24 protein-coding genes are annotated in these 18,016 nt (G+C 69.3%); 9 read left to right on the plus strand and 15 right to left on the minus strand.

The annotated features are described in order from the left end of the window. Positions 1 to 76 precede the first annotated feature (76 nt). The 5 genes from trpA to BS329_RS18150 all read right to left on the minus strand — a co-directional run bounded on the left by trpA (position 77) and on the right by BS329_RS18150 (position 5,223). A complete protein-coding gene (gene trpA, locus BS329_RS18130; RefSeq protein ID WP_076162312.1) occupies positions 77 to 868 on the minus strand; it encodes a tryptophan synthase subunit alpha in 792 nt (263 codons plus the stop codon). Continuing rightward, complete coding sequence (gene trpB / locus BS329_RS18135) at positions 865 to 2,094, minus strand: tryptophan synthase subunit beta (protein WP_143253107.1); 1,230 nt, start codon at positions 2,092 to 2,094, stop codon at positions 865 to 867. Before trpB ends, trpA begins: the two co-directional genes overlap by 4 nt. After that, entirely contained in the window at positions 2,091 to 2,900 is an 810-nt protein-coding gene (gene trpC, locus BS329_RS18140; RefSeq protein ID WP_076162316.1) for an indole-3-glycerol phosphate synthase TrpC, read from the minus strand. Before trpC ends, trpB begins: the two co-directional genes overlap by 4 nt. Before the next feature lie 192 nt (positions 2,901 to 3,092). Beyond that, a complete protein-coding gene (locus BS329_RS18145) occupies positions 3,093 to 3,668 on the minus strand; it encodes a Trp biosynthesis-associated membrane protein (RefSeq protein ID WP_084749967.1) in 576 nt (191 codons plus the stop codon). Continuing rightward, the gene (locus tag BS329_RS18150; protein WP_076162798.1) at positions 3,661 to 5,223 is read right to left on the minus strand and encodes an anthranilate synthase component I; all 1,563 of its coding nucleotides are present in this window, start codon (positions 5,221 to 5,223) and stop codon (positions 3,661 to 3,663) included. Before BS329_RS18150 ends, BS329_RS18145 begins: the two co-directional genes overlap by 8 nt. Positions 5,224 to 5,317: 94 nt before the next feature. Here BS329_RS18150 and BS329_RS18155 point away from each other — a divergent pair, with 94 nt between their 5' ends. Beyond that, complete coding sequence (locus BS329_RS18155) at positions 5,318 to 5,923, plus strand: TetR/AcrR family transcriptional regulator (protein ID WP_076162318.1); 606 nt, start codon at positions 5,318 to 5,320, stop codon at positions 5,921 to 5,923. A gap of 273 nt (positions 5,924 to 6,196) precedes the next feature. Here the strand turns inward: BS329_RS18155 and BS329_RS18160 are convergent, their stop codons facing one another. From BS329_RS18160 to hisF, 4 genes are read right to left on the minus strand one after another with little or no spacing between them, the layout of a single operon-like run. After that, on the minus strand, positions 6,197 to 6,559 hold the full coding sequence (locus tag BS329_RS18160) for a DUF1304 domain-containing protein (protein WP_076162320.1): 363 nt from the start codon (positions 6,557 to 6,559) through the stop codon (positions 6,197 to 6,199). Between the two features lie 5 nt (positions 6,560 to 6,564). Then, positions 6,565 to 6,921 carry a phosphoribosyl-AMP cyclohydrolase gene (gene hisI / locus BS329_RS18165; RefSeq protein ID WP_076162322.1) on the minus strand — a complete coding sequence of 119 codons (357 nt, stop codon included), beginning with the start codon at positions 6,919 to 6,921 and terminating at the stop codon, positions 6,565 to 6,567. After that, complete coding sequence (locus BS329_RS18170) at positions 6,911 to 7,300, minus strand: hypothetical protein (RefSeq protein WP_084749911.1); 390 nt, start codon at positions 7,298 to 7,300, stop codon at positions 6,911 to 6,913. Before BS329_RS18170 ends, hisI begins: the two co-directional genes overlap by 11 nt. Beyond that, positions 7,297 to 8,070 (minus strand): imidazole glycerol phosphate synthase subunit HisF, encoded by a 774-nt coding sequence (hisF, locus tag BS329_RS18175; RefSeq protein WP_076162324.1) that lies wholly within the window; start codon positions 8,068 to 8,070, stop codon positions 7,297 to 7,299. The genes BS329_RS18170 and hisF overlap by 4 nt, the downstream gene beginning before the upstream one ends. Positions 8,071 to 8,321: 251 nt before the next feature. Between hisF and BS329_RS18180 the strand changes: the two genes are divergently transcribed. From BS329_RS18180 to BS329_RS18195, 4 genes are all read left to right on the plus strand, one after another. Further along, positions 8,322 to 8,831 (plus strand): RNA polymerase sigma factor, encoded by a 510-nt coding sequence (locus BS329_RS18180; protein WP_076162326.1) that lies wholly within the window; start codon positions 8,322 to 8,324, stop codon positions 8,829 to 8,831. Beyond that, entirely contained in the window at positions 8,828 to 9,826 is a 999-nt protein-coding gene (locus tag BS329_RS18185) for a hypothetical protein (protein ID WP_076162328.1), read from the plus strand. The genes BS329_RS18180 and BS329_RS18185 overlap by 4 nt, the downstream gene beginning before the upstream one ends. 28 nt (positions 9,827 to 9,854) lie before the next feature. Continuing rightward, positions 9,855 to 10,778: an NADP-dependent oxidoreductase gene (locus BS329_RS18190; protein ID WP_076162330.1), complete on the plus strand. Its 924-nt coding sequence runs from the start codon at positions 9,855 to 9,857 to the stop codon at positions 10,776 to 10,778. Positions 10,779 to 10,872: 94 nt separating this feature from the next. Continuing rightward, positions 10,873 to 11,259, plus strand: a complete 387-nt coding sequence (locus BS329_RS18195; protein ID WP_076162332.1) for a PPOX class F420-dependent oxidoreductase — start codon at positions 10,873 to 10,875, stop codon at positions 11,257 to 11,259. A 143-nt stretch (positions 11,260 to 11,402) separates the two neighbouring features. Here BS329_RS18195 and BS329_RS18200 read toward each other — a convergent pair whose 3' ends face one another. The 3 genes from BS329_RS18200 to hisH all read right to left on the minus strand — a co-directional run bounded on the left by BS329_RS18200 (position 11,403) and on the right by hisH (position 13,201). Continuing rightward, positions 11,403 to 11,750 (minus strand): DUF1330 domain-containing protein, encoded by a 348-nt coding sequence (locus tag BS329_RS18200; protein WP_076162334.1) that lies wholly within the window; start codon positions 11,748 to 11,750, stop codon positions 11,403 to 11,405. An 80-nt stretch (positions 11,751 to 11,830) separates the two neighbouring features. Next, complete coding sequence (gene priA, locus BS329_RS18205; RefSeq protein WP_076162336.1) at positions 11,831 to 12,568, minus strand: bifunctional 1-(5-phosphoribosyl)-5-((5-phosphoribosylamino)methylideneamino)imidazole-4-carboxamide isomerase/phosphoribosylanthranilate isomerase PriA; 738 nt, start codon at positions 12,566 to 12,568, stop codon at positions 11,831 to 11,833. Positions 12,569 to 12,577: 9 nt separating this feature from the next. Then, a complete protein-coding gene (gene hisH / locus BS329_RS18210; protein WP_076162338.1) occupies positions 12,578 to 13,201 on the minus strand; it encodes an imidazole glycerol phosphate synthase subunit HisH in 624 nt (207 codons plus the stop codon). A 134-nt stretch (positions 13,202 to 13,335) separates the two neighbouring features. On the opposite strand from hisH, the gene BS329_RS18215 reads away from it, so the two are divergent. From BS329_RS18215 to BS329_RS18225, 3 genes are all read left to right on the plus strand, one after another. Beyond that, complete coding sequence (locus BS329_RS18215) at positions 13,336 to 13,515, plus strand: hypothetical protein (protein WP_076162340.1); 180 nt, start codon at positions 13,336 to 13,338, stop codon at positions 13,513 to 13,515. Between the two features lie 71 nt (positions 13,516 to 13,586). Further along, positions 13,587 to 14,759, plus strand: a complete 1,173-nt coding sequence (locus BS329_RS18220) for an acyl-CoA dehydrogenase family protein (protein WP_076162342.1) — start codon at positions 13,587 to 13,589, stop codon at positions 14,757 to 14,759. A gap of 41 nt (positions 14,760 to 14,800) precedes the next feature. Further along, positions 14,801 to 15,478: an NIPSNAP family protein gene (locus BS329_RS18225; RefSeq protein WP_076162344.1), complete on the plus strand. Its 678-nt coding sequence runs from the start codon at positions 14,801 to 14,803 to the stop codon at positions 15,476 to 15,478. Here the strand turns inward: BS329_RS18225 and BS329_RS18230 are convergent. Genes BS329_RS18230 through BS329_RS18240 form a run of 3 tightly spaced genes read right to left on the minus strand, consistent with a single transcriptional unit; the run spans position 15,464 to position 17,493 of the window. After that, positions 15,464 to 15,895, minus strand: a complete 432-nt coding sequence (locus tag BS329_RS18230; RefSeq protein ID WP_076162346.1) for an NUDIX hydrolase — start codon at positions 15,893 to 15,895, stop codon at positions 15,464 to 15,466. The genes BS329_RS18225 and BS329_RS18230 overlap by 15 nt on opposite strands. Before the next feature lie 10 nt (positions 15,896 to 15,905). Further along, positions 15,906 to 16,796 (minus strand): transketolase family protein, encoded by an 891-nt coding sequence (locus BS329_RS18235; RefSeq protein ID WP_076162348.1) that lies wholly within the window; start codon positions 16,794 to 16,796, stop codon positions 15,906 to 15,908. A 4-nt stretch (positions 16,797 to 16,800) separates the two neighbouring features. Beyond that, entirely contained in the window at positions 16,801 to 17,493 is a 693-nt protein-coding gene (locus BS329_RS18240) for a thiamine pyrophosphate-dependent enzyme (protein WP_076162350.1), read from the minus strand. A gap of 52 nt (positions 17,494 to 17,545) precedes the next feature. Here BS329_RS18240 and soxR point away from each other — a divergent pair, with 52 nt between their 5' ends. After that, a complete protein-coding gene (gene soxR / locus BS329_RS18245) occupies positions 17,546 to 18,007 on the plus strand; it encodes a redox-sensitive transcriptional activator SoxR (RefSeq protein ID WP_076162352.1) in 462 nt (153 codons plus the stop codon). The last annotated feature ends 9 nt before the right edge of the window (positions 18,008 to 18,016 follow it).

Genomic DNA, 18,016 nt, shown 5'->3' on the forward strand with positions numbered 1-18,016 from the left:
CGCGTGAAGGCCCCCTTCCCTCGGCCATGGTTTTGAGTGACCAGCCGAGGGAAGGGGGCCTTCACGCGACAAGAGATCAAGCGGGGGCGACGGTCTTCCGTACCCCAGCGGACAGTTCGGCCGAAAGCTCGCGAACCGCGTCGAGTCCGCTCGCCGCGGCGGTCACCAAGGCCGAGCCGACGATGACACCGTCGGCGAAACCGGCGACCTGGGCCGCCTGCTCGCCGGAGCGAACGCCCAGCCCGACACCGATCGGCAGATCCGTATGCGCGCGGGCCCGTGCGACCAGGTCTTCGGCGTGCACGCCGACCTGGTCACGAGCGCCTGTCACACCCATCACCGCGGTGGCGTACACGAAGCCCGAAGAGGCCTCGACGGTTTTCGCGATCCGCTCCTCCGAGGAGGACGGTGCGACCAGGAAGATCCGGTCCAGACCGTGCTGCTCGGACGCGGCCATCCACTCGTCGGCCTCGTCCGGGATCAGGTCCGGGGTGATCATGCCGAGTCCGCCCGCGGCGGCGAGATCCCGCGCGAAGCGGCCGACGCCGTAGCGGTGCACCGGGTTCCAGTACGTCATCACCACGGCCTTGCCGCCGCGCGACGACACCGACTCGACGACCTCGAACAGGTGCTTGAGCTTGAAACCGCCGGAAAGCGCGCTCACCGAAGCGGCCTGGATGGTGGGGCCGTCCATCACCGGGTCCGAGTAGGGCACGCCCACCTCGACCAGGTCGGCACCGCCGTCCACCACCGCGGCCAGCAGGTCCTTGGACCCGTCGACCGTGGGGAATCCGGCGGGCAGGTACCCGATCAGGGCGCCGCGGCCCTCCTCGCGCGTCTTCGCGAAGACGTCGGACAACCCGCTCATGCGTTCTCCACCAGGCCGAAGTACTTCGCGGCGGTGTCCATGTCCTTGTCGCCACGACCGGACAGGTTCACGATGATCAGCCCCTCGGGACCGAGTTCACGGCCCAGCACCAGCGCGCCGGCCAGCGCGTGCGCCGACTCGATCGCCGGGATGATGCCTTCGGTCCGCGAAAGCAGCTTGAAGGCGTCCATCGCCTCGGCGTCGGTGACCGGCCGGTACTCGGCGCGGCCGCTGTCCTTGAGCCACGAATGCTCCGGGCCGACGCCCGGGTAGTCCAGGCCCGCGGAGATCGAGTGCGACTCGACGGTCTGGCCGTCCTCGTCCTGCAGCAGGTACGTCATCGCGCCGTGCAGGTTGCCGGGGGTGCCCTTGGTCAGCGTGGCGCCGTGGCGGTTGCCCTCGATGCCCTCACCACCCGGCTCGAGACCGACGAGGCGGACCTCCGGGTCGTCGATGAAGCCGTGGAAGATCCCGATCGCGTTCGATCCGCCGCCGACGCAGGCCGCGACGGCGTCCGGCAGGCGTCCGGCCTGCTCCAGGATCTGGACGCGGGCCTCCTCGCCGATGATCTTGTGGAAGTTCCGCACCATCATCGGGAACGGGTACGGGCCCGCCGCCGTGCCGAACAGATAGTGCGTGTCCTCGGCATTGGTGACCCAGTCGCGCAGCGCCTCGTTGATCGCGTCCTTGAGTGTGCGGGAACCGGTCTTCACCGGGATGACCTCGGCGCCGAGCAGCTTCATACGCGCCACGTTCAGCGCCTGCCGCTCGGTGTCGACCTCGCCCATGTAGACGACGCATTCCAGGTCCAGCAGCGCGCAGGCGGTGGCGGTGGCCACGCCGTGCTGCCCGGCCCCGGTCTCGGCGATGACCCGCTTCTTGCCCATCCGTTTGGTGAGCAGCGCCTGGCCCAGCACGTTGTTGATCTTGTGCGAACCGGTGTGGTTCAGATCCTCGCGCTTGAGGAAGATCCTGGCGCCGCCGGCGTGCTCACCGAAGCGCTTGGCCTCGGTGAGCAGCGACGGACGGCCGGCGTAGTCGCGCAGCAGGCGCCGGAACTCGTTGACGAACTCCGGATCGGTCCTGGCCTTGTCGTACTCGGCCGCGACCTCGTCGACGACGCCGATCAAGGCCTCGGGCATGAACCGGCCGCCGTACGGGCCGTAGTAGCCCCGGCCGTCCGGATCGTGCTTGCCGTGCGGTTCTTCGTGGTACTCAGTGGTCATCGAGAAGGCCTCGGGCACGCGGGGTGTGATCCGGCGGTGACCAGCTTGACCAGGGCGCCCTTCGGGTCGCCGGAAGCGACGAGCCCTTCACCCACGAGGACGGCGTCGGCGCCGTGACCCGCGTAGGACATCAGGTCACCAGGGCCGCGGACACCGGACTCGGCGATCTTGAAGACGTCCATCGGCAGGCCGGGGGCCAGCCGCGAGAAGACGTCCCTGTCGACCTCGAGCGTGTGCAGGTTGCGGGCGTTGACGCCGATCACCTTCGCGCCTGCTTCGAGGGCCTTGTCGGCCTCTTCGGCGTTGTGGATCTCGACGAGCGCGGTCATCCCGAGGGATTCGACCCGGTCCAGCAGCGCGATCAGGGCGTTCTGCTCCAGCGCCGCCACGATCAGCAGGACCATGTCCGCGCCGTGCAGCCTTGCCTCGTGGACCTGGTACGGGCTGACGATGAAGTCCTTGCGCAGCACCGGGATGTCGACCGCCGCGCGAACAGCGTCGAGGTCGGCGAGCGAACCGCCGAACCGCCGCTGCTCGGTCAGCACGCTGATCACCCGGGCACCGCCGTCGGCGTAGTCCTTCGCCAGCGCGGCCGGATCCGCGATCTCGGCCAGATCGCCCTTGGACGGGCTGCGCCGCTTCACCTCGGCGATGACGCCGATCCCGGACTCACGCAGGGCCGCGAGCACGTCTCGGGGAGGCGCGACCTGGGTCGCGCGCTTCTTCAGTTCGTCGAACGGCAGAACCGCCTCGCGCTCGGCGAGATCGGCCCGGACGCCGGCGACGATGTCTTCGAGCACGCTCACCGGAGGTCCTCACCGGCCGTCGTACTCACGGATTCCTTCGCAAGGTCGCTCACAAAAACCTTCCCCTTCCCGCCGAAACGATGCTAACCCCCGCACGAATACGGCCTGGTTCCGGGTATGTCCGTTACTCCGAATGCCAACCGTGTCATCTTTGCCGGGAAAGATCTCCGGAACCCGCGAATTCCGCTGTCGTCACCGGGTCGCGGTGGGATCTTCGCCTTCGGACAGCGCCTCCCACAGCTCGGTCTCCGGATCCTTCGCGGCCCGCTTCTTCGTCCCCGGCGCCGCGTACTTCGCGCCGAGGCGTGGCATCCGGCCCGCGCCCTTGATGGCTGCCAACCCCCCGGCGGTCACGAGAATTCCCCCGAGGATCGCGAGACCGCGGGCTCCCAGCATCTGGGCGACCGGCAGCCCGTCGGCGAACCCGCCGAACGAACCGCCCACCACGCCGACCCACACCGCGGCGACGCCCGCCACGGCGAGCACCACGCCGAGCACCCGGCGCGGCCAGCCACCGGTGGCGATCAGTCCCGCCGTGCCGGCGAGCGCCAGCAGCGCGAGCGGAATCAGCGCAACCGCACGCTCTGAACCGGTTTCCGTGTACTGCACGGCGCCGCGCACCCCGCCGTCACGGAACTCCGCGAACCACACCAGCTGAGAAGATCCCCACAACGCGACCGCGCCCAGCACCAGGCCGACCACGGCGATCCACAGTGGACGCTTGGCCTTCTTGACGGTCGGGGCCGCGTCTTCCGGGGCCTCAGACACGAGCACCGTCACCCGCCGGGTCGAGTTCGTCCGCCGCGATCATCGTCTGCGCCGCCGCGACGGCGGACAGCACGGTGCGGGCCTTGTTGAGCGACTCGTTGTCCTCGTAGTCGGCCACCGAGTCGGCGACCACCCCCCCACCGGCTTGGACGTACGCGACGCCGTCCTTCATCAGCGCGGTGCGGATGGCGATCGCGGTGTCGGCGTCCCCGGCGAAGTCGAGGTAGCCGACAACGCCGCCGTAGAGCGCCCTGCGGGTCGGCTCCAGCTCCTCGATCAGCTGCATCGCGCGGACCTTCGGCGCCCCTGAGAGCGTCCCGGCCGGGAAGCAGGCGGTGACCGCGTCGAAGGCCGTCTTGTCGTCGAGGAGTTCGCCGGTGACCGTGGAGACGATGTGCATGACGTGGCTGTAGCGCTCGACGTCGAAGAAGTCGACGACGCGCACGGTGCCGGGCTTGCAGACCTTGCCGAGGTCGTTGCGGCCGAGGTCGACGAGCATCAGGTGCTCGGCGCGCTCCTTCTCGTCCGCGAGCAGGTCCTTGGCCAGCTGCGCGTCCTCTTCCGGATCGGCGCCGCGCCAGCGGGTGCCCGCGATCGGATGGGTGGTCGCGCGGCCGTCCCGGACGGTGACCAGCGACTCCGGGCTGGATCCGACGATGTCGAAGCCGTCCAGGCGCAGCAAGTACATGTACGGGCTCGGGTTGGACGTGCGCAGCACGCGGTAGACGTCCAGCGCGTCGGCCTGGGTCTCGATCTCGAACCGTTGCGACGGCACGATCTGGAACGCTTCGCCCGCCTTGATCGCCTCGACGGCCTTCTCGACGGCCGCGTGGAAGTCCGGCTTGGACCGGCGGCGCGTGAACTCGGGCGCTGGCCGGTCGAAGACGGCCGCCGTGGCCGGGGCCGCGACGTGCAACTGCTTGGTCATCGCGTTGAGGCGCGCGACGGCGTCGTCGTACGCGGCGTCGACGCGCTCGGCCGAGTCGTCCCAGTTGACCGCGTTGGCGATCAGCGTGACCGTGCCCTCGTGGTGATCGAAGGCGGCCAGGTCGGTCGCCAGGAGCATGGTGAGTTCGGGGATGTCGAGGTCGCGCTCGGCGAGTTCGGGGAGCCGTTCGAGCCAGCGGACGGCGTCGTAGCCGATGTAGCCGACCATCCCGCCGGTGAGCGGCGGCATTCCGGGCAGCTGCTCGGTGTGGAGCGCGGCGACGGTCTCGCGCAGCACGGTGAGCGGGTCGCCCTCGGTCGGCAGGCCGACCGGCGGGGTGCCGGTCCAGACGGCCTCGCCGTCACGCACGGTCAGCGAGGCGGGGCTGTCGACGCCGATGAACGACCATCGGCTCCAGGAAGCGCCGTTCTCCGCGGATTCGAACAGGAACGTCCCCGGCCGGTCGGCGGCGAGCTTGCGGTAGACCCCGATGGGGGTCTCGCCGTCGGCGAGCACGCGGCGGACAACGGGAATGACGCGACGGCCCTCGGCGAGCGCGCGGAACTCGTCGCGCGAAGGGCTGACCGAGCCGAGCCCCGACGGGCTGGCGTGTGCGGCGCTGACCATGTCGCTCATTGTGCTGCAACCATCGGGAGGGCGGGGACGGGGGATGAATTCAAAGATTGTTGAATTCTGCGCCGGGCCGGTTCATGATGACGCCATGGCTGGTGAAGACATTACCGCGCGCCGCCGCGGGCGGCGTCCCGGTGGACAGGACACCCGCACCGCCCTGCTCGAAGCGGCCCGCGCGGTGTTCGGCGAGAGCGGCTTCGACGGCGCGACCGTCCGCGTGATCGCGACCCGCGCCGGGGTCGACGCGGCGATGGTCAACCACTGGTTCGGCAGCAAGGAGGGGCTGTTCGCCCAAGCCGTGCTGAAACTGCCGTTCGACCCGCACGAACTCCTCGCGGAACTGACGAACGGCCCCGACGACGAGTTCGGCCGCCGGATCGTGCGGACCTTCCTCACCCGATGGGACGGCGCGGGCGGCGACGTCTTCCAGGCGCTCGTCCGCAGTGTCGCCGGGCACGAGCAGGCCGCGCTGGTGCTGCGCAGTTTCTTCCAGAACTTCTTCACGAAGATCATCGCCGGGCTGGGCTCCGACCGCGTCGAACTGCGGACGTCGCTCTGCGCCTCCCAGCTGGTCGGGATGGGGCTGGTGCGGTACGTCGCGAAGTTCGAGCCGATGGCGACGAGCGAGATCGAACCTTTGGTGACCGCGATCGCCCCGACGGTGCAGCGATACCTGACCGGCGACATCGACTGACGGCGGCGGGTGCCGTCCACCCAGACACGCGAAACGACCGGCCCGGCACGGGACGATTCCGACAGGTCGCCGCGCGAGCAAGCAGGTTCCAGCGGCTGATCCGTGCCCTCACCGCCGACGAAGACGGGGACCTTCCGATCAGAGGTGCGGCCACTTCTTCGGGTACCGTCTGCGCGGCGAGGCTTCCGGGGAAAGTGGCTTTCCCCGGACAACGAGTCCCCTGTCGCTCCAGGACAACCGCGGGCGCTCTTCGGGCGGGCAAGTGAGCAGGCGTCAGCCCGCGAGCAGGACCGCGATCAGCGCCAGCGTGCCGGGGACCACCTGGACGAAGAAGATCTTCTTGCTCGCCGTCGCCGTCCCGTAGAGCCCGGCCACGATCACGCAGGCGAGTCCGAAGATCTTGAACTGCCAGGCGGTGCTGCCGCTCGCGACCAGACCCCAGATGAGGGCCGCGGCGAGAAACCCGTTGTACAGCCCCTGATTCGCCGCCAGCGCGGAGCTTTCCTTCGCGAACTCCTCGGTGGTGCCGAAGGAGGCGCGGGCGCGCGGCGTGGTCCACAGGAACATCTCGAGCACGACGATGTACAGGTGGATCAGGGCGACGATCCCGACCAGGACGGTGGCGACGACGCTCACAGCCGCTACTCGCTCCCGTCGGTCAGCAGCAGCCGATCGCCGGTGTCGAAACAGGTGTGCGTGCCGGTGTGGCAGGCCGGGCCGGTCTGGTCGACGCGCAGCAGGACGGTATCGCCGTCGCAGTCGATCCGCACCTCGCGCACGTGCTGGACGTGACCGGAGGTCTCGCCCTTGACCCACAGTTCCTTGCGGCTGCGCGAATAGTAGGTCCCGCGGCGGGTGGTGAGGGTGCGTTCGAGGGCTTCGTCGTCCATCCACGCCATCATCAGCACGTCCGAGGTGGAGTGTTCGACGACGACGGCGGCGATCAGCCCGTCGGCGTTGCGCTTCAAACGGTCCGAGAGAGCGGGATCAAGCGTCATCAGTGGCTCCGAGAAGGTGCCGTTTCACCGGCATCGAGTTGAGCAGGACCGCCACGTAGATGTACCCGGCGAACAGCAGCCCGGAGACGATCTTCACCCAGAAGAGTTCCGCCGCCAGCATGGACAGCGCGTGCAGCAACGCGAACAGGAAGCTGACGCCGAAACCGGCGAACCGCGCCGAAGACATCCTCAGCACCAGTCCCGCCACGACGAGACCGCCGAGCACCAGCGACGTCACCGGCAGCAGGAACGTCCGTGCGGAGGAGTACGGCGCGAACATCAGGATCACGGCCATCCCGACGTACCCGAGGCCGAGCCCGAGCAGCAGCGCGCAGACCACCTTGACCTCGGTGGCGGCCTTCCACTTGTCCATGATCACCGGACCACGACTCCCCCGGCGCGCAGTGCGCTCTTGACCTCACCGATCTTCAACTGTCCGAAGTGGAACACGCTGGCCGCGAGCACCGCGTCCGCGCCCGCCTCGACGGCGGGCAGGAAGTGTTCGAGCGCGCCGGCGCCGCCGCTGGCGATCACCGGGACGCGGACCGCCTTCCGCACCCGGGTCAGGAGTTCGAGGTCGAAGCCGTTCTTGGTGCCGTCGGCGTCCATCGAGTTGAGCAGGATCTCGCCGACGCCGAGTTCTTCCCCGCGCGCGGCCCATTCGACGGCGTCGATCCCGGTGCCGCGGCGGCCGCCGTGCGTGGTCACCTCGAACCCGGACGGGGTCGGTTCGGTCCCCTCCGGAACGCGCCGGGCGTCCACCGACAGCACGACGCACTGCGCGCCGAACCGCCGCGACGCCTCGCGCAGGAACTCCGGCCGCGCGATGGCCGCGGTGTTGATGCTCACCTTGTCCGCGCCCGTGCGCAGCAACCGGTTGACGTCGTCGTTCGTGCGCACGCCGCCGCCGACGGTGAGCGGGATGAACACCTGCTCCGCGGTCCGGCGGACCACGTCGAAGGTGGTCTCGCGGTCCCCGGAGGACGCCGTGACGTCGAGGAACGTGAGCTCGTCGGCGCCCTCGGCGTCATACAGACGGGCGAGCTCGACGGGGTCGCCGGCGTCGCGCAGGTCGGCGAAGTTGACGCCCTTCACCACTCGGCCCGCGTCGACGTCGAGACACGGGATGACCCTGACTGCGACTGACATGGGGGCAAGCGTAGTCAAGGGCTCCTTAAGCTCGCGGAATGGCACAAGCGGGGAGGACCGAGACGCGGGAGGGGAACCTCGACGTGGCTCGGCGAGATGGTCCCCCGCATCCTCGGACGACAGGCTTCGCCTTCGTCCGGCTGGAGACCGCCCCGCGGTGATCGTCTTCACCGGGAAAGTTCCGCTCCCGATGCATCAGCCGGGTGGTCTCGTGCGTCACTAGAGCGAGACCACCGGCTGAGGGGGAACACGTGCCTGCGACCTTCGACGAGTTCGTCGCGGATCGCCTGGACGGACTCCTGCGCTACGCGACCGTTTTGACCGACGATCCGTATCTGGCGCAGGACATCGTCCAGGAGGTGCTGCTGCGTGCCCAGCAACGCTGGCCGAAGATCGACTCACCCCCGACGTACGTCCGCCGGATGGTGACCAACGAGTACCTGTCGTGGCGACGGCGCCTGGCGGTCCGCCGCGTGACGCCGTCGTCGCCGGAAGTGCTCGACCTGATGAGCCCGCCGGTCTCCGATCACGCCATCGAGTACGACGAACGCGACGCGATGCTGCACCGGCTCGCGAAGCTCCCGCGTAAACAGCGCGCCGCGATCGTGCTCCGTTACTACGAGAACTACTCCGACGAGGAGATCGCCGCGGTGCTCCGCTGCGCGACGTCGACCGTGCGCAGCCAGATCTCGCGCGCGCTCGCGACGCTGCGGGAAACCGGGCAGTCCACGTCTGTTCAGCCCACGGGAGCCCGCAGATGACCCGACTGAGTGATGAGAACACCGAGAACCTGATCCGGGAGAGCCTCGACCATCTGGCGACGCGGGCGCCCGACGGGGCCGAGATCCGCGAAGCGCTGGCAGAGCGGCCGCGCGGCCGTCCGAAAATGGCTTTGGCGCTGGTCGCGGCGGCGGTCGCGATCATCGCGCTCGGCGTGCCGCTGGGCCTGCGGGCCTACACCGCGGTTCCCCCTGCCTCACAGCGCAACGCCGATTGGTCGGTGCTGCCGTACAAGCCCGGCTGGCTGCCCGACGGCTTCCAGGAAGTGAGCCGGGGCGGGAAGCCCTATCCCGCGCCGCTGTCGAGGTCTTGGGCCGGCGGGGGGCTCGGCCGGATCGACTTGCTCATCACGCCGCTGAGTGAACGGTCCGCGCCGTGGACGATCGCACCCGCGCCGAACCAGATCATCGTGCACGGCAAGGTCGGCATGGCGACCGAACTCCACGCCGGGTCGACGATGCTGACCTGGTCCCCCGACGACGTCTATCTGCTGAGCATGACGTTGTCCGACATGACGGAGCCACGCGCGGTCGGTGAGCGGATCGCCGAAGCGATGGTCCCGGACGGCCGTGCCCGGGTCTCGGGTGAACTGCGGTTCGGCAGGCTGCCCGCCGATCTGGAGTTGTCGGGGGTGAAGACGTCCGTGAAGGTCAACGGGGCCGCGACCGAAGTGGAAGCCACCCGTGCCGGGCAGCCCACCGCCGCGGCGGTCGTGACGGCGTCGCTCAGCGGCGACCGGCCGGTGCCGGACGGGGCGGAACCGGTCCCCCTCAAGGTCAGGGGGCTCGACGGTGTCTATCTCCCGGAGCGGGCCGGGCCGCTCGGACAGCAGCACGGCGCGATCACCGTCCAGCTCGACGGCGGCCGATGGCTCACCGTTTCGGGCAAGCGGGATCAGGCCGCCCTGCTCGACGTCGCGAACAGTCTCCAGCTCAGCCAAGGCGACTACAGCTGGGCCGGGAAGCCGCCGGAATAGGCACCGGCCGGGAGGGGTTGTCGACGGCATGACGGACACCTACCGCTCCATCGCGTTCACCGAATACGGCGACTCCGGGGTTTTGAAGGTCCTCGTCCGGGAGCTTCCCGAACCCGGCCCCGGCCAGGTCAGGATCGCCGTCCGCGCGGCGGGCGTGAACCCGATCGACTGGAAGATCCGGTCCGGCCTGATGGCCGAGGTGTACCCGTCGACGTTCCCCGCGGTCCCCGGTGGAGACGTCGCCGGCGTGGTGGACGCCGTCGGAGAGGGCTTGTCCGCGTTCGCCGTCGGCGACGAGGTGCTCGGGCGGGGGAACGGCGGATACGCGGAGTACGTGCTCGCGGATCCGGCGGGCCTGACCCGCAAGCCCGGGGCGCTGTCCTGGGAACTGGCCGCCGCGCTGCCCGTCGCCGTCGGCACCGCCTACCGCGCGCTCAACCTGCTGGACCTCGCCGAGGGCGAGACGCTGCTCATCGACGGCGCGGCGGGCGGCGTCGGCACCATCGCCGTCCAGCTGGCCGTGGCGCGCGGGCTCACCGTCGTGGGTACCGCGAGCGAAGCGAACCACGAGTACCTGCGCTCGCTGGGCGCAGTGCCCGTGCAGTACGGCGAAGGGCTCGCCGACCGTGTACGCGCCGTCGCGCCGCAGGGCATCGACGCGTCCTTCGACACCTCCGGGCGCGGCTCGCTGGCGACGCTGGTCGAACTCACCGGTGGCCCGAAGCGCGTCGTCACCATCGCGGCGCCGGACGCGGCCGACCACGGCGTCCGCTTCACTTCGGGCGGCCCGGGCGAGCAGGTTCCCGGCGCACTGGCCGAAGGCGTCGCCCTCGCCGCCGAAGGCAAGCTCGACCTGCCGATCGCCCGGGTCTACCCGCTCGCCGAAGCGGCCGCCGCCCAGGACGAGAGCGAAGCGGGCCACGTCCGGGGCAAGCTGGTCCTCGTGCCGTGAAGCTCAGGATGTCCGTATCGCCAAGGTCGTGAAGGCCCCCTCGGGGCCGCACTTCACGCGATCCTCACGGAATCACTTCATCTAGACTCTCCACATGGGATCGGAGTTCGAGCGGATCGCCGCCGAGAAGTACGTCGTCCTGACCACCTTCCGCAAGAGCGGCGCCCCGGTGCCGACCCCGGTCTGGGCGGCGGGCGACGGCGGCGAACTGGTGCTCTGGTCCGAGCGGAAGGCCGGCAAGGTCAAGCGCATCCGCAACAGCGGCCGGGTCGAGGTCCAGGCCTGCGACTTCCGCGGCAACAACACCCACGGCGACGTCGTCGCGGGCGAGGCGCGACTGCTGGACCTCGAGGCGACCGAACGCGTGCGCAAGGCGATCGCGCGGAAGTACGGCATCACCGGGCGGGTGACGATGTTCTTCAGCAAGCTGCGGGGGCCGAAGGACCGGACCGTGGGAATCGCGATCAAACTGGCCGAGTAGCCCTGCCTGGCGACACTGGGGCCGGACGTGACGCCGGCTACCGCCGCTGGGCCGCCCTTCACGACACGGGAAACGACCCACGGTCACTGCCGGACACCTTCGCCTTACCCCGATAGCCGTCCTTACCACTCACGAGGCCCGAATCAAGCGGCCTGCGCCGCCCGCATGGCCGCCGCCATCGCCGCCGAGTCGTGATCCGGTCCGCACCCCTCGACCAGGATCAGGTCACCAGGGATGTGATCCGCCCGCAGCGGCAGGATCTCCTGGTACGCGGGCGAGTCGTACCACTCTCGCGCGACCTCGACGCTCGGGAACTCGATCATCACGAGCGCGCCCGGCCATTCCCCCTCCAGCACCTGCGCGTCGGCGCCGTGCACGAGGAACTTGCCGCCGAAGGGGTCCAGCGTGGCCTGAATCCGTTCCATGTACTCGAAGACCTCTTCCGCCGGCACAGCGGCGGGACGAAGGTGGGCGATTCCGTAGGCGGTCATGATGTCCTCCAGGTTTTCGTTGTCCTGGAAGGAATTCTGACCGAGCAGGCGCGTGGCGTCGATTACCCGGGAGGTAAAGCTCAGAACTTCGCGACGGCCGCGAGCGCCTCGGGCAGGGTGAACGCCCCGGCGTAGAGCGCCTTGCCGACGATGGAACCTTCGACACCGTCACGCGCCAGGGCGGCCAGCGCGCGAAGATCGTCCACACTGGACACACCGCCGGAGGCGATGACGGGCGCGTCGGTGCGGGCGGCGACCTCGCGGAGCAGGTCGATGTTCGGGCCCTGGAGGGTGCCGTCCTTGCTCACGTCGGTGACGACGTAGCGCTGCGCGCCGTCACGGTCGAGCCGGTCGAGGACCTCCCAGAGGTCACCGCCGTCCTGCGTCCAGCCGCGGGCCGACAGCCGGTGCCCGGCCTCGGTGATCCGCACGTCCAGCCCGATGGCGACACGGTCGCCGTAGGAGGAGACGACCTTCGCGGTCCACTCCGGGTCCTCCAGCGCGGCGGTGCCGAGGTTGACCCGGCGGGCGCCGGTGGCCAGCGCGGCCTCCAGCGAGGCGTCGTCGCGGATGCCACCGGACAGCTCCACCTGGACGTCCAGCTTCGCCACGACCTCGGCGAGCAGTTCGCGGTTGGAGCCCTTGCCGAACGCGGCGTCGAGGTCCACCAGATGGATCCACTCCGCACCATCACGCTGCCAGGCGAGCGCCGCCTCCAGCGGGCTGCCATAGGAGGTCTCGGTGCCGGCCTCGCCCTGGACGAGTCGCACGGCCTGGCCATCGGCCACATCAACGGCGGGAAGGAGCGTGAAAGTCACGCGCCCACTCTAAGCGAGGGTCGCGAGCCAGTTGCGCAGCAGGTGCGCCCCGGCGTCCCCGGACTTCTCGGGGTGGAACTGCGTCGCCCACAGCGGCCCGTTCTCGACCGCGGCGACGAAGTCCTGGCCGTGGTTCGCCCAGGTCACCTTGGGTTGCTGCCCGGCGAGGCCGGAGTCCAGTTCCCAGGTCCGCGCGGCGTAGGAGTGCACGAAGTAGAACCGTGTGTCCGCGTCGAGGCCGGCGAACAATTGTGAGTCCTCCGGCGCGCGGACGGTGTTCCAACCCATGTGGGGGAGGACGTCGGCCTCCAGCCTGTCGACCGTGCCGGGCCACTCACCGGCGCCCGCGGCCTCTTCACCGTGCTCGACACCGCGTTCGAACAGGATCTGCATGCCGACGCAGATACCCAGCACGGGACGACCGCCGGCGAGGCGCTTGCCGATGATCTTTTCCCCCGACACCGACAGCAGCCCCTCCATGCAAGCGGAGAAGGCGCCGACGCCGGGGACGACCAGGCCGTCCGCGTCGAGCGCGGCATGGGGGTCGGAGGTGACCTCGACGTCCGCGCCGGCGCGCTGAACAGCGCGTTCGGCGGACCGGAGATTGCCGGACCCGTAGTCCAGGATCACCACACGAGGAGTAGCCACACGCCCAGGCTAGCGGACCGGGTTTTCTCCGGATTCCCTGTTTCAACCTTCACTCTTCTGGGTATTAACGCCCCCGAGTGAAAGGCCGGCGCGAGACCGCCTGCACTCCTGGAGGAACGATGCAGGACGTCGACGAACTGACCTGCTTGCTACACGCGTGGCGAGAGGACATCGACAGCGTGCCTTTCCCTACCTTCGCGGAGCTGCTGATCCCGGTTCAGACGCAGCGCTCCGCTCCCAGCCGTCCGGTCACAGCATCGGTTCAGGTGACGAACACCACCGGATGGCGCGATCTCTGACACCCGGCTCCGGTCCTGTGTGTGGTTTTCTTCATGGGTCGTGACCCCCCGAGCCGACCAGGAGTGACCGCATGAGCAGCAGCCCGGATCCGCGCGACTTCCTCGATCTCGACGCCGAACTCTCCGAGGAAGACCGGGCCATGAGGGACGCTGTCCGCGCGTACGCGCACGACCAGCTCCTCCCGAACGTCGCGGAGTGGTACGAATCGGGCGCGCTGCCCGCCGCCGAGCTCGCCAAGGGCTTCGGCAGGCTCGGACTGCTCGGCATGCACCTGGAGGGTTACGGCTGCGCCGGGACCAGCGCGGTCGCCTACGGCATCGCCTGCCGCGAACTGGAAGCCGTCGACTCCGGGCTTCGCAGCTTCGTCTCGGTGCAGGGTTCGCTGGCGATGTACGCGATCCACCAGTGGGGCACCGAGGACCACCGGCGGGAGTGGCTCCCGCGGATGGCCGCCGGTGAAGCGCTCGGCTGCTTCGGCCTCACCGAACCGGACGCCGGCAGCGACCCGGGCAGCATGCGGACCCGCGCGGTCCGCGACGGCTCGGACTGGGTGCTGAACGGTACGAAGATGTGGATCACCAACGGAACCGTCGCCGACGTCGCGGTCGTCTGGGCGCAGAGCGACGAGGGCGTGCGCGGCTTCGTCGTCCCCACGGACACGCCGGGCTTCACCGCGAACGAGGTCAAGCACAAGCTGTCACTGCGGGCCTCGCTGACCGCGGAACTCGTCCTCGACGGCGTCCGCCTGCCGGAGTCGGCGGCGTTCCCGGACGTCAGGGGCCTGCGCGGACCGCTGTCCTGCCTGAACGAAGCGCGCTACGGGATCCTGTTCGGTGTCGTCGGCGCCGCCCGCTCCTGCTACGAATCCGCGCTGGAATACACGCTGAGCCGCGAGCAGTTCGGCAAACCGCTGGCCGGATTCCAGCTCACCCAGCGCAAACTCGCCGACCTCGTCGTCGAGGTCAACCGCGCCGGGCTGATCGCGCTGCGGATCGGACGGCTCAAGGACGCCGGAACGCTGCACCACAACCACGTCAGCTTCGGCAAACTCGCCAACGTCCGCTCCGCGCTGGAGGTCGCCAGGACCGCGCGGACCATGCTCGGCGCCAACGGGATCTCGCTGGAGTATCCGGTGATGCGGCATATGTCGAACCTCGAAACCGTGCTGACCTACGAAGGCACCGAAGAGATGCACGCGCTCTCGATCGGCCAGTCGGTCACCGGGCTCGCCGCCTTCCGCTGAGCCGCCGGAAAGTGTCGGTGCGGACCTCTAGAGTCCGCCGCATGACCGATTTCGCCGAGTTCCAGTCCGTCGTCGAGCTGCGCCGGTACAGCCTGCGCGACGGCCGCCGGGACGAGCTGATCGAACTCTTCGAGCGCGAGTTCGTGGAAACGCAGGAAGCCTGCGGCATGCACCTGTTCGGCCTGTTCCGTGAACCCGCCGAGCCGGACAGGTTCGTGTGGCTCCGCGGATTCCGGGACATGGAGAGCAGGCGGACGGCGCTGGAGTCCTTCTACCACGGACCGGTGTGGCGCGAGCACGGCCCGGCGGCGAACGAGACGATGATCGACGCGTCCGACGTCCTGCTGCTGCGGCCGTCCGGGCCGGGATTCCCCGCTCCGGGCGGCGAACCGGGTTCACGGGTGGTGGCGACGGTCTGCCATCCCCTGGGCCCGGTCAAGGAGTTCTCCAAGTACTTCGCGGACTCCGTGGCTCCAGCATTGCGGGAGGCCGGTGTGGACACCTTCGGCCACTTCGAGACCGAACCCGCCGAGAACACCTTCCCTCGTCTTCCCGTCCGAGAGAACGAGACGGTGTTCGTCTGGTTCTCGAAGTCCGCGGAGGACACGGAGGCGCACCGGGAAGTCCTCGACCGGACAGACGCTGGGCTTTCGGGCGAACTCGAACGCCCGCCGCAGCGACTGGAACTCACGCCGACCCAGCGCTCACTCCTGCGCTGAAAGGAGTTCCGCGAGTCCGTCCGGATACAGGATCGCCTTGCCGCTCACCACGTCGGCCATCGGCAGCCAGTGCACACGGGTGCCCTCCTCGTCGAGCACCACGCCGACCTCGTCGCGTTCGTAGAATGCTTTGTCGGTCAGGTCGGCGGTGAACAGGAACACGATTTCGTGCCCTGGCCTGCCTTCGAAGGTGTAGACGTTCTCCAGCACCGCGATCTGCTCGACAGCGGTCAGTTCCGCCGCGAGTTCTTCCTGGAACTCACGGTGCAGCGCCTCGGCGGCGGTCTCCCCGAACTCGATCCCGCCGCCGAGCGGGCGATGGTAGGTCTCCCCCTTCACCTCGTCGCGGCCTTCGAACACGAGGAGGTCTTCGCCGCGGCGGATGACCCCGAGCGCGAGCGGGCGGATCTTCGTCATCCTGGTGACGCTAGCGGAGGAATTCCTTGACCGACAAGGCGATGGACCCCGCGTCGAGGCCGTGCGCGAGATCGTGGTCGGCCATCTCGCCGTAGATCCGCACTTCGGCGTCACGCCGGACACCCAGTGACAGCAAGCGATGCGGCGTTTCGGACAACGCGGCGGACACCACATGCGCCGAAGTCCCCGCGAGATAGGGCTCGATCAGCACGACGTCGCCCGCGCCCGTGGCCTCGACGGCCGAGCGGAGACCGGCGGCGTCGAACGGCCGGATCGTCGAGGTGTAGAGCACGGTCACGTCGAGATCGGTGGTCGCCTCCATCGCCCTGTCGAGCATCGGCCCGACGGCCACGACGACACCTCGGCCGCCTTCGCGCAGCGTCTGCAACCCGGCGCCCAAATGCGGTTTCGCGTTCTCCTGTGCGGAAAGCCGGAGATAGACACGACCGTCGCCCGGGATGGACTCCAGCAGCAGCCGCCGTGCTTCTTCGGGGTGACCCGGCACGTGCACGGTCCACCCGGGCAGCGTGTCGATGAGGGCGACGTCTCCGGGCGCCTGGTGCGTCCGTCCCGCGGTCGGCATGTCGTAGGACGCGCCGGAAGACACCAGCACGGCACCGACGTCCTGGTGCCCGAGGTCGAGTTTGACCTGCTCGAACGTCCGCTCCACGAGGAACGACGAGAAGGTGTGGACGATGGGGCGCATCCCGGCCAGCGCGAGCCCGCCGGCGGTGCTCATCATCAGCTGCTCGCGGATGCCGACGTTGAGCACGCGGTCCGGATGTTTGCGGGCGGCGAAGGCCAGCTGCGCCGCGGAGATGTCGGCGAGCACGATGGCGACGTTCGGGTCGGCGTCGAGTACCTCGGCGACGGCGCACAGGAAGGTTTCACGCATGTCCATGGGTTCAGCCCTTTCGCTCGACGGTCGCGACCACGGCGAGCGGCCGGTCCGGATGGGGTGCGGTGAAGGCTTCGTAGAGCGCTTCGTGATCGCGGCCGTCGACCGTGCGGGTCTCCCAGCCCTCGACCTCGAACCGGCGCGCGATCCCGCCCGGCCAGCCGTGGGTGGCGGAAGAGTTGTCGACGACGACGGTGGTCAGCTGCGGCATGCCGATCCGGCCCGCCACCGCGATGGCCTCCTGATTGGAGCCCTCGTCCAGTTCCGCGTCGCCGATCAGGGTGACGACCTTGGCGTCACGGAATCCCTTGGCGCGCAGGCCGAACACGGTGCCGATGGCCAAGGGCAGGCCGTGCCCGAGTGACCCGCTGGCGATCTCGGCGCCGGACAGCCTCGCCCGGTCGGGATGGTGCCCGAGCCGGGATTCCGCCGAGGTCCAGTCGGCGAGTTCGTCCTCGCGGATGAAGCCTTTCTTCGTCAGGACAGCGTAGTAGGCCATCGGGCCGTGGCCCTTCGACAGCATGAAGCGGTCTCGGCCGGGCTCGCGGAAAGTCTCGGGGGTGATGTCGAGCACGCGATCGTAGAGCACCCATAGCACGTCCACAGTGGACTCCGCGGCGGCTTGGTGCTTCTCGTCCCCGGTCATCAACGAGATCAGCCGCGGCAGATCCTCGTAGCCGGTCATGGTGTCGGTGGTCATGAACCGAGGGTGCAACCTCGACTTAGGTCGAAGTCAAGGCTAACCTGGCGACGTGACGAGACTGGCTGAACACCTGAGCATCGGACAGGTCGCCGACCGCAGCGGCGTGCCCCACACGGCTTTGCGGTTCTACGAGGACAAAGGGCTGATCAGCTCGGAGCGCTCGGTGGGCAACCAGCGGCGGTATCCGCGTTCGGTGCTGCGCCGGATCGCCTTCATCCGTGCCGCGCAGCGGGTCGGCCTCAGCCTCGACGACATCAGCTCGGCGCTGGAGACCCTGCCCAAGGACCACGCCCCCACCAAGGCCGACTGGGCGCGCCTTTCGAAGGGCTGGCAGACCGAACTCGACGCGCGGATCGACGCGTTGCAGCGCCTGCGGGACAGGCTGACCGGCTGTGTCGGCTGCGGTTGCCTGTCCCTGCGCAGTTGCGGGCTCTACAACGCCGACGACCAGATGTCCCGCTTCGGCCCCGGCGCGGGGAAACTGCGCCCGGCTTCCGAGGGCGGCTTCTGAATTCCGTTG

The sequence above is a fragment of the Amycolatopsis coloradensis genome, assembly GCF_001953865.1.
In the GTDB taxonomy this organism is placed as follows: Bacteria; Actinomycetota; Actinomycetes; order Mycobacteriales; family Pseudonocardiaceae; genus Amycolatopsis; species Amycolatopsis coloradensis.